Source organism: Bacillus aquiflavi (assembly GCF_019915265.1).
Classification (GTDB): domain Bacteria; phylum Bacillota; class Bacilli; order Bacillales; family Cytobacillaceae; genus Bacillus_BT; species Bacillus_BT aquiflavi.
Window position 1 is genome coordinate 181,017 of record NZ_CP082780.1, and the last position, 17,363, is coordinate 198,379.

Sequence of the window (17,363 nt, forward strand, 5' to 3'; positions counted from 1 at the left end):
TCTTTGTCAAAGAACAAACATATGATTAATGAAGAAAACTTGAATGGAAGAAGCACTTCGTAATTTTATTTTGAATTTCTGTTGAAAAAGTTATCATGGACCTAAAATATTTTAGTGGTATATATAATGGGTATTCGGAAAATAGTATGGAAATAGGGCTAAAAAAATCCTCCTCTATTGCCTTAGTCATTGTGGAAAAATCAGCACCATAGATTTCTTCGTACACCACATTAATATTAATATCCAATTATATAAATACTTTTTTTCTTATCATGATTTCTGCAATGGATAAACTAATCACCCAGCATAACCATACAGCAATTGTGTATGAAGTACCATACGAAAATTGCAAGGCATTGTGTGAAATGGCCACAATGATGTAGATGAACATATTTGCAAAGGTAAGAACGAAGCTTCTTAATATCCATGCACTATGTTTTATCACTTTTTTTCTTCTAATATTGATATAGCCTAGAATGGTTGTACCAAACCATAGTGTATTTAAAACGAGAAATCCAATGGTGCTCAGCCATCCTCCTGTTGCAAAAAAAGAAACGTAAATACCAGGGAGAAAGTTTAACAAAATAGACAGTACATAGACTCGACCATTCCAACGATGAAATTGGATAGATTTAATTCGTAATTTCTTGATCACACCCAAGGGTCCAGTGATTAGGGAGATAATAGCAAAAATGATATGTAATCTAATCATAAGTATCCACAATGATTCGTTAGTTAGAACTTCATCTTTTCTAGCAAGAAAGTTCTGAAAAGTGGGATCGAGCATGAAGTTTTTTGAAAATGTATGCATGACCCACATGAACGACACGATTAAAAAAATGATCCAAATGTTCTTTTTCATTTATCGTTATCCTTCCCCTGTATTTAGGCAAATAAACCATGATTTGTCATAACAAAAACAACAATAAAAATAAGCACAAATGTAAACCAACCGAGTATATTAAGTTTGGCCTTATTTCGTTGTAACGCATTGTCAGGATCCTCTGTAAGAATGACTCGTTTCAAGTTATTTTGTATCATACCTATCAAGGCACCAATTAGCATAAACAGGACTAATGATAGCACCACCCATAACAAAGAAGGATAAGTGGCATATCCCATTACCATCCATCCTCCGGTAATGATTAACAAAATTAATGCATAATGGGCAAAGCGAGTAAAGCCTACTAATGTTTTAACAGCTATTTTCAATTCATTACCTGATCGTGACAAAAGAGATTTAAAAGCAACTGGAAAAGCTAGAAAACTACCGAGCAATAAAGCACCTATTACATGAGCAAATACAATAAATGAATACATAACTACAACTCCATTCTTAAGAAACACGATGTCCAATTAATTTTGATGAGGGAAGCATACTAGCCTTTGCTTCACCATACATACTGTTTCCATCTACAGAAACGGTAAATTTTAAAGAAAGTCATATAGGTTTCTTCACTTTCATAGACCATTTTAATTGATTCCCTTCCTGTACAATATTGTTCAAAGTGACTATATCTTCTCCTTGCTTTGCAATTCCGGCTATACGACCATCTTTAGAAGATAAATCTAATAAAACGGAAAGACTCCCAATAGGAGTGGAAATTGTAGTATCCCATTTTCCTTGGAAATTAAAGCTCTTATAAGTTTGATTAGAGGAGTGGGAACTTGTCGCTTCCATTGGATTATCATGTTTGCTTTCTTTAGGTGCATTTCCTTCAGCTTTCCAAACTGTGCCCCTGCGCTCGTACTCAAATAGTTGTTCCACAGCATGTGCTATACGGGGGCCTAACTCCCGCTCAACTAAATAAAGCGCAACATCAAGTCCCGAAGTAACGCCACCACCAGTGATAAGATCACCGTCGTCTACAACCCGGGCATGAACCGGAAACGTATTTGTAGCTTGCAAAAGCCCCATTCCCAAATGGTGTGTAACGGCATGACGGCCTTCTAGCAGACCATCCATGGCTAATAGGAGAGAACCTCCACAAACTGTGGAAAGCAAGATATCAGGTTTCCGAATTGCTTCTTTTAATACATTACTTAATTCTGTTTCAGTTGCTTCTTTTATTCTTATTGGTATTGAATCTGGTTCATTATCATCAACAGAACCAGATGCCCCTGGAACAAGAATGATTCCTTTAGAGGATAAATCAATTTTGCCGCTTGCTTGGAGCTGTAATTGATTTACTCCACTTGTCACCATTCGTTCACCTTCTGCGGAAACTAGTTTAACGATTATGTCCTCTTTTGAGTACATTCCAGCTGCATTAAACACTTCATAAGGAGCAATTACATCCAATAAATCAAATCCATCAAACAACACAATTTGAACATTCATACATATTGCCTCCATTTTTTAAAATTTTAATCAAGCCTTCTGGCAATTAATTTGCCCCCGTGCCACAAGAAGCGTTCTTTTATTTTGTAAGAAGCTCTTTCAACCTTTGATACTCAGCTTCATCAAGTTCTCCCTTGACTAACCGATTTTTAAGAATCATGGTTATGTCCCTATCTTTCTGATTGGAAACCTTATAACGACAGCGAATTTCAAAGATTCGAACCGCCATAAAGCAGAAAAGTGTAAGGCAAAACAAAGCACCGAATGGAAAGAATGAGAAACTGTGAGTTTCGAAACCCATTTGTGTACCCCCCTTCGAGTAGTAAAAGTAGTAGTAAAAGTGAGGCGAAACACTTTATTTATAGTGAATATTCGCCGATCGTTTCACAATTTAAGAATAACCTTTAAGTGTCTCAAATGATGGTACAAAAAGGTCACAAAACAATCACAATCCATCACAAAAAAGTGATTTAACTCATTGTTGAAACAGTGATATACTAAAAGTTGGTTTCGATGGAAGGTTCTTTTCTTTAACTAGCATCGAAGGGAAGGTAGGATTTTGTGAAGGAAATACAGACGATTCTGGTTGTGGATGATGACAAAAGCATTGTCGAACTATTAAGAGACTTCTTGGAGAATGACGGTTTCTATGTAAAAACTGCTTATGACGCCGATCAAGCACTGTCTGCACTTAAGCAGGTTACAATTGATTGCATCATTCTTGACATCATGATGCCGGGACAAAATGGTTTCGAGTTCTGTCGGCAGGTACGGAAGGAAAGTAACATTCCTATCCTCTTTTTGAGCGCCCTCAGTGATGATGTAGATAAAATTCGCGGGCTGGCACTTGGAGGGGATGATTATATAGTTAAAACCGCATCTCCGGGTGAGGTGATTGCCCGAGTGAAAGCTGTATTGCGACGCTCTGGTTTCCAGAAGGGATTTAGCAGGAGGATCTTGGATTACGGTGGTCTCACTTTGGATTTATCCACAAGAGAAGTATTTGTAGAGGGAAAATGCATCTCACTTACACCAAAAGAATATGAATTATTGCGACTGTTTGCCGAGCATCCGCAAATTTTTTTTACATATGATCAATTACTTGAAAAATTTTGGGATGGAATTGGCGATAAACATACTGTCCGCGTCCATATTAGCCGCCTACGTGAGAAAGTTGAGGCCGATCCAAACGAACCAAAATATATATTCAATGTCTGGGGTATAGGCTACCGTTTTAAAGGAGAATAAAATGAGATCAATTCGCATTCGTACATTTTCTATACTTAGTTTGCTTTTAATCTTGATGTTGCCATGGGTATTTTACGTAACGGCCCACTTACTAACAACAAAATCACTCAGTTTCGATACGAATGAAGCTCAGAAAGAAGATTTAAATAAAATGAGCCGCTTCATTGAAACAAATACAGAAAACTGGTCTGATCCCAAATGGCAAGATGATTTAAGAGGAAAGTTACAAGCATTGGACATGGGTGTAGAAATTTTAACCGAATCAAATCAAAAAATTTTCCAATTTTCCCCTGAGAAGAATTACTCATTTACACGAGCGGAACAGTTTTCAATTATGCAAGATGGTCGCTTATTAGGAAGAGTAATGATTTTTCAGCCAAATTCAAGAGTGGTTCAGATGATTGTGGCATTTACAGGATTATTGTTAGCTTTTTTTATCATCGGTTATGTCATGAGAAGGTTCATTCTCAAACCGCTTGAGAAAATGAGCCTGGCAGTCCGACAAGTCGCAGAAGGGGATTTGGATGTCCAATTACCTGAGTCCCCGATCAAAGAAATTACGGAAGTTCATGGCGGAATTCAAATAATGACAGATAGTCTTCAAGAATCCATACAAAAACAAGTGGAATTGGAGGAAGAACGCCGATTTATCATTGCTGCAGTCGCCCACGATTTACGGACACCATTATTCGCCTTACGAGGTTATTTGGATGGTCTAGAGGAAGGAATTGCTGATTCTCCAGATAAACAAGCAAGGTATCTGTCAGTTTGTAAGGAAAAGTCAGCACAATTGGCCCGTCTTGTAGAGGATCTTTTTACATTTACAAAGACGGAATATTTGGAGATGGATCTCAAAAAAAACATGGTTAATCTTCCTATTTTATTAAAGAAGTCGATTGATAGCCTGAATCCACTAGCTAAGCAAAACAACATCTCTATTATCGCAAACTATTTTGGGGATGATTGTATGATCATGGGCGATTCGTATTTATTAGAGCGTGCCATAAATAACTTATTGGATAATGCTGTCAGACATACACCACACTCTGGTAAAATTTTTATACAATGCTATAAGGACGGTAACAGAGTGGTCTTTATTGTTCAAGATACGGGAAAAGGTTTCTCTTCAGAAGAGATTCATCGTGTTTTTGATCCACTATATCGTGGTGAAGCATCACGAAATCGTTCAACCGGAGGGGGCGGGTTAGGTTTGACTATTTCAAGAAGGATCGTTAGACGACATGGGGGTGACCTTGTCGTGGATAATCATTCTGAAGGTGGTGCACTGATAAAAGGTTGGATACCAGCTCACTGTTCTAAAGTTTGATATCCCTTAACTTATAAGAAAGTTAACTAAAATAAACCTTAACAAGCCAGTTTCAGTTTGAGTTAGAGCCTAATCTTGAAAAAAGATTAGTCAAATAGGCCCTCAAGACTGTTATCAAATTATTATTAATAGAATCATCCTTTAGGCTGTTATGTTCTTCTACACGATAATCCGAATTAATGCTATGTGAACATTTATTAGGTAAAATGAGTTTTCCACACTAAAATCCGAATATCCTATATAAAGCTTTTACTTCTGCTGTACTAATTGTATATTTATCAAAGGCACCACTAATCATTTCTCTCGAATACAAAAATAGTTTACCTAAGCATGGTATCGTCATTGGTTCAAAACTGCATACATCAGCATTTGTGTATTGACAACATCCTCAACTACTAAAATATTAAACATCACGTTCAGCTCTGTTGTTATCGTTTCAAGCTTATTAATTTCAAGTGTTTTTTCAATCTGAGTGATAAGTCTTTGGATAAAGCCTAAAGTTTTCTTCAATAATCATAATGATACTGGTAATTGCTTCGTAATCAGAAAAGTCGTTCTATAGAAAGTCTTAACTCTTCCCATAATTTCATCGCTAAATCGTTTCGATCATAGATGTCCATAAGTTGTTCTAAATTTATGACGAGTTTGCGAAAATAGTAGAAGACAATTAAGTAAGCTAAATGTGTAAAATGAAAGATAAGTTTAACATGTGGATTTGAATTAAAATCTATCTAATGTTATATCCATGTTTATGCTAAAAGCAGCCTTATTGCCGTCGGCGGCAGCAATCATCAAAGAAGAAGGTCCTGCCTTTTTAGTTTCACCTGCGATATATATCCCATTCGCTGTTGTTCGTCCAGCACCGTCTGTGATAATTCCTCCTTTTTCATCAACTTGACATTTTAATTGTTTAGCGAATTTATTAGGGCGATAAAAATTTGGAACTACGAATCCAGCACTTCTTAGAATATTTTCACCTGTTTCTAATTCAATACTTTCCAAGTTCCCATGTTTTCCATATAAGTTTTTTATAACAGCTGTATAAACCTTAATCTTTTTATTTTCAAAATCATTTCGCAATTTATTGGATAGCTGATAACCATTAGTAAAAACGATTAAATCCTTTGACCAATTAAAAACCAATTTAGTCATATGGTTAATATGTTCATCATTTTCAGCTATTATAGCTAACGGCTTGTCTCTCAGCTCCCAACCATCACAATATGGACAGCTGAATAAACTTTTACCGTAATATTGTCTAATTTGTGATAAGGAAAATTCCTCTTGTATACCAGTAGACAACAGGATTTTTTCTGTTATATAAGATTTATTATTCGATGTATGGACTAAAAATAAATCATTTTGATCATCTCTATTTATTTCAATAACCGTCTCATTAAAAATTGAAATAGAAGGATAAGTTTCTAATCCTTTAAGGGCAAAATTTTTGAATTCTTGCGGTTTAATTCCATCTCTTGTTAAAAACCCATGTGACTCCTGAGTTACACGATTTCTATTTGTTCCGTTATCAAATATGACAATCTTTCTACGCGCTCTTCCTAAAGTTAAAGCTCCACTTAATCCAGCAGGTCCTCCACCAATGACAATACAATCATATTTATTCATTATTATTTTCCTCCGTATTCATAATATATATCATAGAGTTTTAATATCTATATTTTAGCTAAGAGACATCATAATTTATTTAGATGATGCCTTATTCATTTTGTTAGCCAGGTCAATTATACGTGTTTGATTCAATTCATCCAAAAGCTTTTCCTCGGCTGATTCAATCGCCTTCTGAATTAAACAATCAGGATTATGGTTGAGACAATAATCAAAAATAGGCGTCAAACCTTCAATAGCTTTTATAACATCGAGTAATGAAAGTTCTTCCCAACCCGGTTTTAATTTATAGCCCCCATTTGCACCTGAGACAGATTCAATCATACCCGACTTTACTAACTTTGTTAGTATTTTAGATAAATATGTCGTTGAAACTTCTTGGGGTTCAGCTAATTTTGCCAAACTAATATGCTCCTCGGGAGGATTAACAGCTAAAAACAGCATGGTGTGGAGAGCATAGTTCGTTGCTTTTGTTAACTTCATAATTATCATTCCTATTATAGATTTAATATATCTATAATATCCACTTAAGTTTTTAATGTCAAATACTCAGTTTATTCAACTAACGGTCGCGATTGCGGAACAATGAGCAGTCACCTTTTTATTGAACAGATCATAATAGATGGCGATGTAAATAATTTAGAAATCCAGCTAATCTTCTTATGTGAAGGTAACTGGGTTTTTAAAGTCGGAAGTGTAAAATAACACTTAAAGCAAGCGCAAAAGAACATCCAAAGTGACAACCTCTATCTATCATTTTAGTGTTCATAACTAAACTGTACATCAACAAACGTCTAGTTCAAGAATTGATATTCAGTTTATGTTCAAGTATTAAAATGAAAATTTGCTTCACTTGAAATCAACAGTAAAGATTTTTTTATTAAAAAGGAGAGATTATATTGGCAATAGAAAAAAAGGGTGGATCACCCGCAATATAAATTAAAGAGATTAGTAAAAAATTTGGGGAATTCTATGCCGTTAACAACTTTTCACTAGATGTAAATAGTGGGGAAATATTTTGATTTCTCAGTTTGAATGGGGCAGGCTAAACAACAACAATTAAAATGCTTCTGTCGTTGCTCAAACTCACATCTGGGAGCATTTACATACTAGGGAGCAAGGTTGACTCTGGCAACTATAAGTTATGGAAAAGGTAGGAAGCTACTACTTTCTATCCAGGACTAACTATTTTTGAGGTATATATATATATTATGCGGAATGCAACTAATATCTGATCCTCAATCCATTGAACGTGTAATTAACAAGCTGGAGCTAGTGCTCATAAAGACAAGAAAGCTAAACATCTGCCCATAAAAAACAAATAGAGGTTGGGACTGGCGAAAGCCATGATTCACAATTCGAAAATATTAATTCTAGACGAGCCAATTAACGGGTTTGATCCACCATTCTATATGGCTGGAAATAAATCGATATTTTTGGATTGGTGCAACTTGTCGATGATAGTCAAACTAACTGCATGGCAGTGATGATTGATTTTTTCAAAAAAAAAATATTGAATAAAAAAGTAAGCCTTTCTCACGTAGCGGATCAGATTGATAAGCATACTGAACGGTTTAGACTAGATTCCAATTCTCCTTATAATGGTCATCCAGGTAATTTGGCATTATCGAGAAAACACGGAACACCAATGATTAAATTGACGCTTGCAAGAATCACTCAACGTTATATAAAGCTTGCGAAGGTTCATCGTATTCAAGCCAAAGGGCTTAGACATTCGCATGCATCTTATTTCATTAATGAATTTAATGTTTCTGTTTTGATTCTATTCAAGCGTATGGGTCATTCTAGTCCTAAAATCACGTTAAAACTATTCACATATGTGTGGTTAGGCGTAGATGAACTGATTGCCGAAGAAATGACAGGTAATATTAACATACAGACCGCGGCCAAAACAGGCATTTCATTTAATGACAATCGAGCCGAATATAAATCCATTGATTCACATTACCGATCATAACTTCAATTAATTCAGAAATGGCGTTCTCTCCTGAATTCTTTGAAGCTCTTCTAATAAACAATATTCCCACCCCTCTTACTCTTCCGATTCTGGAAGATTCATAGGTTCCCTAAAAATATGGCCCATTTGTTGAATAAGTAATTTTATTTGCACATGAAAGTTCCAATTTCATGAGGCACAATACACTTCATATAATTTATGTTCTGTCATTTATCATTAATTGAATGTTTGCCTATAATTCTATTGAACAAGTTCAACAGTACGTCCTTTTCATCACTCACATTAAAGACTAAACCAACTGCACAAAAAGCCAATCAGCTTAGAAAACTCCTGCTAAGGACTGTGCGTTCGTTAAAAACCAAATTTTGTCCGAAATTCATCTTTTATTATATCTGGCAACAGATCAGCGCATACAATTATTAAAAATAATCAAAGTGCTGGAATTTAGTTCAGTAATTAGGAACGGTTGAAAGAATTTGCAGAGTGTTGCCCAAGATTTTGAAGCACTTAATAAAGTATTACGAAAACTATTTTAGGAGAAGGCGAATTGAGTAAGCAAGATCACTCTCTTCAAATTTCTACTTTTCCTTTTTCAAAGGCAATTTCGTTAATCCGTTGTTTAAATTCCAATATTGTTTCAGCATTTCATCGTGTCCTTTTTCTAGATAATGTGTAACTTTTTGTTGTTCAGCTTCAAGCGACTCTGAAAGTCGTCAAAAAAATTTAGAGAGGAACTTTCAAGATACCTTTCTCGTTGTTCTAATAACCATATTTACATATATTGGAAATTAGACAAACTTGCTTCATGTGATTATACTATCGCAAATTGTATCCTCTTAACTTCGTATAGTTCTTCAAGAAGCTTATTTTCTTTTTCAGAAAGAACATTGATTTTGAAGTAAATGAGTATCGAAATGAACCAATTAGGTTGGAAACTACACACAGAAGTCAATCAAGCACTAAAGGAAATTGGGATTTATATTGCTTTGTAAAAAAAAATTCGTAGTAACGCTTTAATTTTTATTAATTTAAAATTCAGTAAAATTAACGCTAAACTGTTAAAGAGCGGGTTTAACAAACGAAAACACGAATGAATTTAATGCAAAGAACAATAATGTTCGTTTTTTGTTGACTACTGTTTATATCGTTGGTAGAATGAAAATGAATTGAATGAATAATATTACATCGTATAATGTTGGGAATAAGGCCCAAGAGTTTCTACCGAGCTACCGTAAATAGCTTGACTACGAGGTAACTGATCATAACACGAAGGCTGTTTTTTTATCCTTCACTTATCGTCACTACCCTTTTTGTCAACGCTCCGAGAGTATCGGAGCTTTTTCTTTTTTTGTATGGGAACGATAAGATAAAGATGAATCAGTGATGGGTAAATATAAAGGCAATCTTGTTTGGTCTGGTAAACTTTATAGGAGGAAAAATCGATGAAAAAATATTTTCAATTCGAGGAATTGGGGACAAATTATCGCCGTGAATTTGTCGGAGGATTAACGACTTTCTTATCGATGGCTTATATTTTAATAGTGAACCCAGTTACGCTTTCGCTTAGCTCAGTTCCTGATCTGCCTGATTCAATGAGAATGGATTACGGTGCTGTATTTGTTGCTACTGCATTAGCGGCAGCCATCGGTTCGCTTTTAATGGGGCTGCTAGCAAAATACCCAATTGCGTTGGCGCCTGGAATGGGCTTAAATTCGTTTTTTGCATTTTCTGTTGTCCTTGGAATGGGGATTCCTTGGCAGACGGCTTTATCTGGAGTATTAATATCAGGACTCATTTTTATTTTGTTAACTTTATCAGGAATTCGTGAGAAAATTATTAATTCTATTCCAGCAGAGCTTAAATTTGCAGTAAGTGCGGGAATTGGTTTATTTATTACGTTTATTGGTTTTCAAAATGCAGGAATTATTGTTGATGCTGATGTTGTTTTAGTCGGTTTAGGCGATTTAACAAATGGAAACACCCTATTGGCTATTTTTGGTATTTTCGTCACAGTTATTTTAATGACTCGCGGAGTGCGCGGCGGGATTTTCTTTGGAATGATGATTACTGCGATTGTAGGTATGATTTTTGGATTAATCGACTTGCCAAAAAAAATTATTGGTGCAGTTCCAAGTTTGGAACCAACATTTGGAGCAGCTTTTGAAGCATTTGGGAATTTAGACAGTGAATTATTTACAGGAAAAATGGTCGCTGTCATTTTAACATTTCTTTTTGTTGATTTCTTTGATACAGCTGGCACACTTGTCGGAGTTGCCAATCAAGCAGGTTTAATGAAGGAAAATAAACTTCCGCGCGCCGGTAAAGCGCTTTTCGCAGATTCATGTGCAACAGTAGTTGGTTCAGTTCTTGGTACATCAACAACTACTTCATATGTTGAATCATCTGCTGGTGTAGCTGCAGGGGCAAGAACGGGCTTTGCATCAGTTGTAACAGCTGGTTTCTTTCTTTTGTCGCTCTTATTCTTTCCTTTGCTTGAAGTCATTACACCGCCTGTAACAGCACCTGCTTTAATTATTGTCGGAGTGTTAATGGTTGCCTCTTTAGGTCAAATTGACTGGACCCGCTTTGAAATTGCAGTGCCAGCATTTTTAACGATTATTGCTATGCCGTTAACATATAGTATTGCAACAGGGATTGCGATCGGATTTATATTTTATCCGATTACAATGATGATAAAAGGACGCGTAAAAGAGATTCATCCTATTATGTACTTCCTTTTCATTGTCTTCGTATCATATTTTATCTTCCTTAAATAATGTAAAGAAAAAAACAGATCATCAAAGACGATGGTCTGTTTTTTTTCTTAAATTTATGTTGACTAAGTTTGTAGACGGTGATATTATAGGAAAGCAACGTTGTTGCAGGTCATGATGTTTTTTAAAAAATATTAAAAAACTATTGACATCATCTTAAATAGGTGATATTATTGAGAAGTCGCTTTCGGAGCGACAAGATATGACTGCTCTTTGAAAACTAAACAAACAAACGTCAACAACAATTTAAAGTGGAGGCAACTAACCATTTGTTAGAAGCTGACACTTGCCAACGTTAATTTTTTTATTATGAGCGAATCAACGCTCCAAATTTATTGGAGAGTTTGATCCTGGCTCAGGACGAACGCTGGCGGCGTGCCTAATACATGCAAGTCGAGCGAACTGATCAAAAGCTTGCTTTTGAACGGTTAGCGGCGGACGGGTGAGTAACACGTGGGCAACCTGCCTGTAAGACAGGGATAACTTCGGGAAACCGGGGCTAATACCTGATAACCCTTCTCTTCGCATGGAGAGGAGTTAAAAGATGGCTTCGGCTATCACTTACAGATGGGCCCGCGGCGCATTAGCTAGTTGGTGAGGTAAAGGCTCACCAAGGCGACGATGCGTAGCCGACCTGAGAGGGTGATCGGCCACACTGGGACTGAGACACGGCCCAGACTCCTACGGGAGGCAGCAGTAGGGAATCTTCCGCAATGGACGCAAGTCTGACGGAGCAACGCCGCGTGAGCGAAGAAGGTCTTCGGATCGTAAAGCTCTGTTATTAGGGAAGAACAAGTACCGTTTGAATAAGGCGGTACCTTGACGGTACCTAACGAGAAAGCCACGGCTAACTACGTGCCAGCAGCCGCGGTAATACGTAGGTGGCAAGCGTTGTCCGGAATTATTGGGCGTAAAGCGCGCGCAGGCGGTCCTTTAAGTCTGATGTGAAAGCCCACGGCTCAACCGTGGAGGGTCATTGGAAACTGGGGGACTTGAGTACAGAAGAGGAGAGTGGAATTCCACGTGTAGCGGTGAAATGCGTAGAGATGTGGAGGAACACCAGTGGCGAAGGCGGCTCTCTGGTCTGTAACTGACGCTGAGGCGCGAAAGCGTGGGTAGCGAACAGGATTAGATACCCTGGTAGTCCACGCCGTAAACGATGAGTGCTAAGTGTTAGAGGGTTTCCGCCCTTTAGTGCTGCAGCAAACGCATTAAGCACTCCGCCTGGGGAGTACGGCCGCAAGGCTGAAACTCAAAGGAATTGACGGGGGCCCGCACAAGCGGTGGAGCATGTGGTTTAATTCGAAGCAACGCGAAGAACCTTACCAGGTCTTGACATCCTCTGCCACTCCTAGAGATAGGACGTTCCCCTTCGGGGGACAGAGTGACAGGTGGTGCATGGTTGTCGTCAGCTCGTGTCGTGAGATGTTGGGTTAAGTCCCGCAACGAGCGCAACCCTTGATCTTAGTTGCCAGCCTTAAGTTGGGCACTCTAAGGTGACTGCCGGTGACAAACCGGAGGAAGGTGGGGATGACGTCAAATCATCATGCCCCTTATGACCTGGGCTACACACGTGCTACAATGGATGGTACAAAGGGCAGCGAAACCGCGAGGTCGAGCCAATCCCATAAAACCATTCTCAGTTCGGATTGCAGGCTGCAACTCGCCTGCATGAAGCCGGAATCGCTAGTAATCGCGGATCAGCATGCCGCGGTGAATACGTTCCCGGGCCTTGTACACACCGCCCGTCACACCACGAGAGTTTGTAACACCCGAAGTCGGTGAGGTAACCTTTTGGAGCCAGCCGCCGAAGGTGGGACAGATGATTGGGGTGAAGTCGTAACAAGGTAGCCGTATCGGAAGGTGCGGCTGGATCACCTCCTTTCTAAGGAATCATTAAAGGTTGATCGTTTGTTTGTTTAGTTTTTGAGAGAGCAATCTCTCAAATATTGTTCTTTGAAAACTAGATAATAAATGAAGAAGGCAAAAGAAAGAAACCGAGTATCACCAAAGATATCTCTTAAAAAAAGGGAAAAGAGAAGCAAGTAGTTCTAGGAAGCAAATGAACGACAACCGGAGCGTACACAAGTACGTGAGGATTGGGTGAATGAATGCAACTGACAACGAAATACGCAGCTTATCTTTTACCGAAAAAAAAGACAATTTAGAAGCGAAGCTTATTGTCTAAAGTAAGGAAAAGAAGAAGCGAGAAGCTCAAGGAAGTGAACGAACGAAGACAGGAGCGTATAAACATACGTGAGGATCTGAGTGAGGGAAACTGACGCAGAGATTCGACGCTTTTTTAAAAAAGGGAAAAGAGAAGCAAGTAGTTCTAGGAAGTAAATGAACGACAACCGGAGCGTACAAAAGTACGTGAGGATTGGAGTGAGTGCAGCTGACAACGAAATACGCAGCTTATCTTTTACCGAAAAGGTTAAGTTAGAAAGGGCGCACGGTGAATGCCTTGGCACTAGGAGCCGATGAAGGACGGTACTAACACCGATATGCTTCGGGGAGCTGTAAGTAAGCTTTGATCCGGAGATTTCCGAATGGGGAAACCCCCTATCCGTCATGGGATAGGATCATAACCTGAATCCATAGGGTTATGAAAGGCAGACCCGGGGAACTGAAACATCTTAGTACCCGGAGGAAGAGAAAGCAAAAGCGATTCCCTAAGTAGCGGCGAGCGAAACGGGAACAGCCCAAACCAAGAGGCTTGCCTCTTGGGGTTGTAGGACACTCAACATGGAGTTACAAAGGAACGAGGTAGATGAAGCGGTCTGGAAAGGCCCGTCAGAGAAGGTAACAACCCTGTAGTTGAAACTTCGTTCCCTCCTGAGTGGATCCTGAGTACGGCGGGACACGTGAAATCTCGTCGGAATCTGGGAGGACCATCTCCCAAGGCTAAATACTCCCTAGTGACCGATAGTGAACCAGTACCGTGAGGGAAAGGTGAAAAGCACCCCGGGAGGGGAGTGAAAGAGAACCTGAAACCGTGTGCTTACAAGTAGTCAGAGCCCATTCATGGGTGATGGCGTGCCTTTTGTAGAATGAACCGGCGAGTTACGATTTCATGCAAGGTTAAGTTTAAAGACGGAGCCGCAGCGAAAGCGAGTCTGAATAGGGCGAAAGAGTATGAGGTCGTAGACCCGAAACCAGGTGATCTACCCATGTCCAGGGTGAAGTCCAGGTAACACTGGATGGAGGCCCGAACCCACGTACGTTGAAAAGTGCGGGGATGAGGTGTGGGTAGGGGTGAAATGCCAATCGAACTTGGAGATAGCTGGTTCTCTCCGAAATAGCTTTAGGGCTAGCCTCAAGTGTAAGAGTCTTGGAGGTAGAGCACTGTTTGGACTAGGGGCCCTCATCGGGTTACCGAATTCAGACAAACTCCGAATGCCAAAGACTTATCCTTGGGAGTCAGACTGCGAGTGATAAGATCCGTAGTCGAGAGGGAAACAGCCCAGACCACCAGCTAAGGTCCCAAAGTATACGTTAAGTGGAAAAGGATGTGGAGTTGCTTAGACAACCAGGATGTTGGCTTAGAAGCAGCCACCATTCAAAGAGTGCGTAATAGCTCACTGGTCGAGTGACTCTGCGCCGAAAATGTACCGGGGCTAAACGTATCACCGAAGCTGTGGATTGACACCGTAGGTGTCAGTGGTAGGAGAGCGTTCTAAGTGCGTTGAAGCTAGATCGTGAGGACTGGTGGAGCGCTTAGAAGTGAGAATGCCGGTATGAGTAGCGAAAGAAGGGTGAGAATCCCTTCCACCGAATGCCTAAGGTTTCCTGAGGAAGGCTCGTCCGCTCAGGGTTAGTCGGGACCTAAGCCGAGGCCGAAAGGCGTAGGCGATGGACAACAGGTTGATATTCCTGTACCACCTTATCGCCGTTTGAGCAATGGGGGGACGCAGGAGGATAGGGTAAGCGTACAATTGGATGTACGTCTAAGCAGTTAGGCTGGTAATGAGGCAAATCCCATTACCGTAAGGCTGAGCTGTGACAGCGAGGAAAATTATTTTCCGGAGTTCCTGATTCCACACTGCCAAGAAAATCCTCTAGCGAGGAATAAGGTGCCCGTACCGCAAACCGACACAGGTAGGCGAGGAGAGAATCCTAAGGTGATCGAGAGAACTCTCGTTAAGGAACTCGGCAAAATGACCCCGTAACTTCGGGAGAAGGGGTGCTCTGATAGGGTGCAAGCCCGAGAGAGCCGCAGTGAATAGGCCCAGGCGACTGTTTAGCAAAAACACAGGTCTCTGCGAAGCCGCAAGGCGAAGTATAGGGGCTGACGCCTGCCCGGTGCTGGAAGGTTAAGGGGAGCGCTTAAGCAATCGCTGAAGGTGTGAACCGAAGCCCCAGTAAACGGCGGCCGTAACTATAACGGTCCTAAGGTAGCGAAATTCCTTGTCGGGTAAGTTCCGACCCGCACGAAAGGCGCAACGATCTGGGCACTGTCTCAACGAGAGACTCGGTGAAATTATAGTACCTGTGAAGATGCAGGTTACCCGCGACAGGACGGAAAGACCCCGTGGAGCTTTACTGTAGCCTGATATTGAATTTTGGTGCAGCTTGTACAGAATAGGTAGGAGCCGTGGAAACGTGAGCGCTAGCTTAGCTTACGTGGAGGCGTCGGTGGGATACTACCCTTGTTGTACTGAAATTCTAACCTACGCCCCTTATCGGGGCGGGAGACAGTGTCAGGCAGGCAGTTTGACTGGGGCGGTCGCCTCCTAAAAGGTAACGGAGGCGCCCAAAGGTTCCCTCAGAATGGTTGGAAATCATTCGCAGAGTGTAAAGGCACAAGGGAGCTTGACTGCGAGACTTACAAGTCGAGCAGGGACGAAAGTCGGGCTTAGTGATCCGGTGGTTCCGCATGGAAGGGCCATCGCTCAACGGATAAAAGCTACCCCGGGGATAACAGGCTTATCTCCCCCAAGAGTCCACATCGACGGGGAGGTTTGGCACCTCGATGTCGGCTCATCGCATCCTGGGGCTGTAGTCGGTCCCAAGGGTTGGGCTGTTCGCCCATTAAAGCGGTACGCGAGCTGGGTTCAGAACGTCGTGAGACAGTTCGGTCCCTATCCGTCGTGGGCGTAGGAAATTTGAGAGAGCTGTCCTTAGTACGAGAGGACCGGGATGGACGCACCGCTGGTGTACCAGTTGTCTTGCCAAAGGCATAGCTGGGTAGCTACGTGCGGAAGGGATAAGTGCTGAAAGCATCTAAGCATGAAGCCCCCCTCAAGATGAGATTTCCCATTTGAGCTCCCTGAAAGATGATCAGGTTGATAGGTCTGAGGTGGAAGCGTGGCGACACGCGAAGCTGACAGATACTAATCGAGCGAGCACTTAACCAAATAAACATGATACTTTCTTTCTTACTTCTTCACATTATCTAGTTTTGAGAGAACAATTGTCTGGTGACGATGGCGAGAAGGTCACACCCGTTCCCATTCCGAACACGGAAGTTAAGCTTCTCAGCGCTAATGGTAGTAGAGGGCATCCCTCTGCGAGAGTAGGACGTTGCCGGGCACCAATAGAACAACTCATACTGTAGGTAAATACGAAAAATCGTATTTTGCCTACAGTCTTTTTAATTTTCAAGAAAATCAAAGCATTTTATCGATTTACATTCTCCTCTAAACGAATCTGTTACCAGCTCCAAACCTGCATTTAGAACAAGCACTTTCCTAAAAAAACTCCTTCATTCTATACATTTACATTTTTGCTTTTCCACCACCAACATAAAGTGTAAAAAGGGATCATATCGCGATTTTCAACATCTTCACTAGTAGAAAACAAAAAGGGAAACTTTACGATGGTGGTTTTTTGTTTATGCCCAAGGCAATTATTTGTCGCATTCATCACTTATTTTCATTCATTGTTATTAATATTTATTTTTTTTCAAGTGTATATAAAATTTTGCCAAACGATCCACTTTTAAAATAAACGTTCTTATCGGATTATCAAGTTTATTTCATTCATCAGCGCTCTATTATTTTCAAATGATGATGAATCTGTTGTAAAAAACGAACAATCTTATTTAATGGTCGTTCAATGTTCGATGTT

The 17,363-nt window shown here is 40.1% G+C and carries 9 protein-coding genes, 3 rRNA genes, 3 pseudogenes and 1 riboswitch; of the genes and pseudogenes, 8 read left to right on the forward strand and 7 right to left on the reverse strand.

The window, feature by feature from the left end:
• Nucleotides 1-247: 247 nt before the first annotated feature.
• From K6959_RS00945 to K6959_RS00960, 4 genes and pseudogenes are all read right to left on the reverse strand, one after another.
• Complete coding sequence (locus K6959_RS00945) at nt 248-862, reverse strand: DUF2306 domain-containing protein (protein WP_223087377.1); 615 nt, start codon at nt 860-862, stop codon at nt 248-250.
• A 23-nt stretch (nt 863-885) separates the two neighbouring features.
• Complete coding sequence (locus K6959_RS00950) at nt 886-1,320, reverse strand: DUF2269 family protein (protein WP_163243244.1); 435 nt, start codon at nt 1,318-1,320, stop codon at nt 886-888.
• Nucleotides 1,321-1,336: 16 nt separating this feature from the next.
• Nucleotides 1,337-2,341, reverse strand: a pseudogene (locus K6959_RS00955) (DJ-1/PfpI family protein).
• 79 nt (nt 2,342-2,420) lie between these two features.
• The gene (locus tag K6959_RS00960; protein WP_163243242.1) at nt 2,421-2,642 is read right to left on the reverse strand and encodes an SHOCT domain-containing protein; all 222 of its coding nucleotides are present in this window, start codon (nt 2,640-2,642) and stop codon (nt 2,421-2,423) included.
• Nucleotides 2,643-2,902: 260 nt separating this feature from the next.
• Between K6959_RS00960 and K6959_RS00965 the strand changes: the two genes are divergently transcribed.
• A complete protein-coding gene (locus tag K6959_RS00965) occupies nt 2,903-3,589 on the forward strand; it encodes a response regulator transcription factor (protein WP_223087378.1) in 687 nt (228 codons plus the stop codon).
• Nucleotide 3,590: 1 nt separating this feature from the next.
• Nucleotides 3,591-4,916 (forward strand): sensor histidine kinase, encoded by a 1,326-nt coding sequence (locus K6959_RS00970; RefSeq protein WP_163243240.1) that lies wholly within the window; start codon nt 3,591-3,593, stop codon nt 4,914-4,916.
• Nucleotides 4,917-5,255: 339 nt separating this feature from the next.
• On the opposite strand, the gene K6959_RS18590 is transcribed toward K6959_RS00970, so the two are convergent.
• The 3 genes from K6959_RS18590 to K6959_RS00985 all read right to left on the reverse strand — a co-directional run bounded on the left by K6959_RS18590 (nt 5,256) and on the right by K6959_RS00985 (nt 7,025).
• On the reverse strand, nt 5,256-5,426 hold the full coding sequence (locus K6959_RS18590) for a hypothetical protein (protein WP_262421846.1): 171 nt from the start codon (nt 5,424-5,426) through the stop codon (nt 5,256-5,258).
• Nucleotides 5,427-5,636: 210 nt separating this feature from the next.
• Nucleotides 5,637-6,542 carry an NAD(P)/FAD-dependent oxidoreductase gene (locus tag K6959_RS00980; RefSeq protein WP_223087380.1) on the reverse strand — a complete coding sequence of 302 codons (906 nt, stop codon included), beginning with the start codon at nt 6,540-6,542 and terminating at the stop codon, nt 5,637-5,639.
• A 75-nt stretch (nt 6,543-6,617) separates the two neighbouring features.
• Nucleotides 6,618-7,025: an RrF2 family transcriptional regulator gene (locus tag K6959_RS00985; RefSeq protein WP_163243238.1), complete on the reverse strand. Its 408-nt coding sequence runs from the start codon at nt 7,023-7,025 to the stop codon at nt 6,618-6,620.
• A gap of 1,003 nt (nt 7,026-8,028) precedes the next feature.
• Between K6959_RS00985 and K6959_RS19965 the strand changes: the two are divergent.
• The 6 genes and pseudogenes from K6959_RS19965 to rrf form a co-directional block, all read left to right on the forward strand.
• A pseudogene (locus K6959_RS19965) lies at nt 8,029-8,121 on the forward strand (hypothetical protein); the annotation flags it as partial.
• A 60-nt stretch (nt 8,122-8,181) separates the two neighbouring features.
• Nucleotides 8,182-8,520: pseudogene (locus tag K6959_RS19970) on the forward strand (tyrosine-type recombinase/integrase); the annotation flags it as partial.
• Between the two features lie 1,165 nt (nt 8,521-9,685).
• Nucleotides 9,686-9,787: riboswitch (purine riboswitch) on the forward strand.
• 175 nt (nt 9,788-9,962) lie between these two features.
• Complete coding sequence (locus K6959_RS00995) at nt 9,963-11,297, forward strand: NCS2 family permease (protein WP_223087384.1); 1,335 nt, start codon at nt 9,963-9,965, stop codon at nt 11,295-11,297.
• 329 nt (nt 11,298-11,626) lie between these two features.
• Nucleotides 11,627-13,179: ribosomal RNA gene (locus K6959_RS01000) — 16S ribosomal RNA — on the forward strand.
• A gap of 547 nt (nt 13,180-13,726) precedes the next feature.
• A 23S ribosomal RNA gene (locus K6959_RS01005) occupies nt 13,727-16,651 on the forward strand.
• Nucleotides 16,652-16,710: 59 nt separating this feature from the next.
• A 5S ribosomal RNA gene (rrf, locus tag K6959_RS01010) occupies nt 16,711-16,826 on the forward strand.
• The 16S, 23S and 5S rRNA genes sit together here, the layout of an rRNA operon.
• The last annotated feature ends 537 nt before the right edge of the window (nt 16,827-17,363 follow it).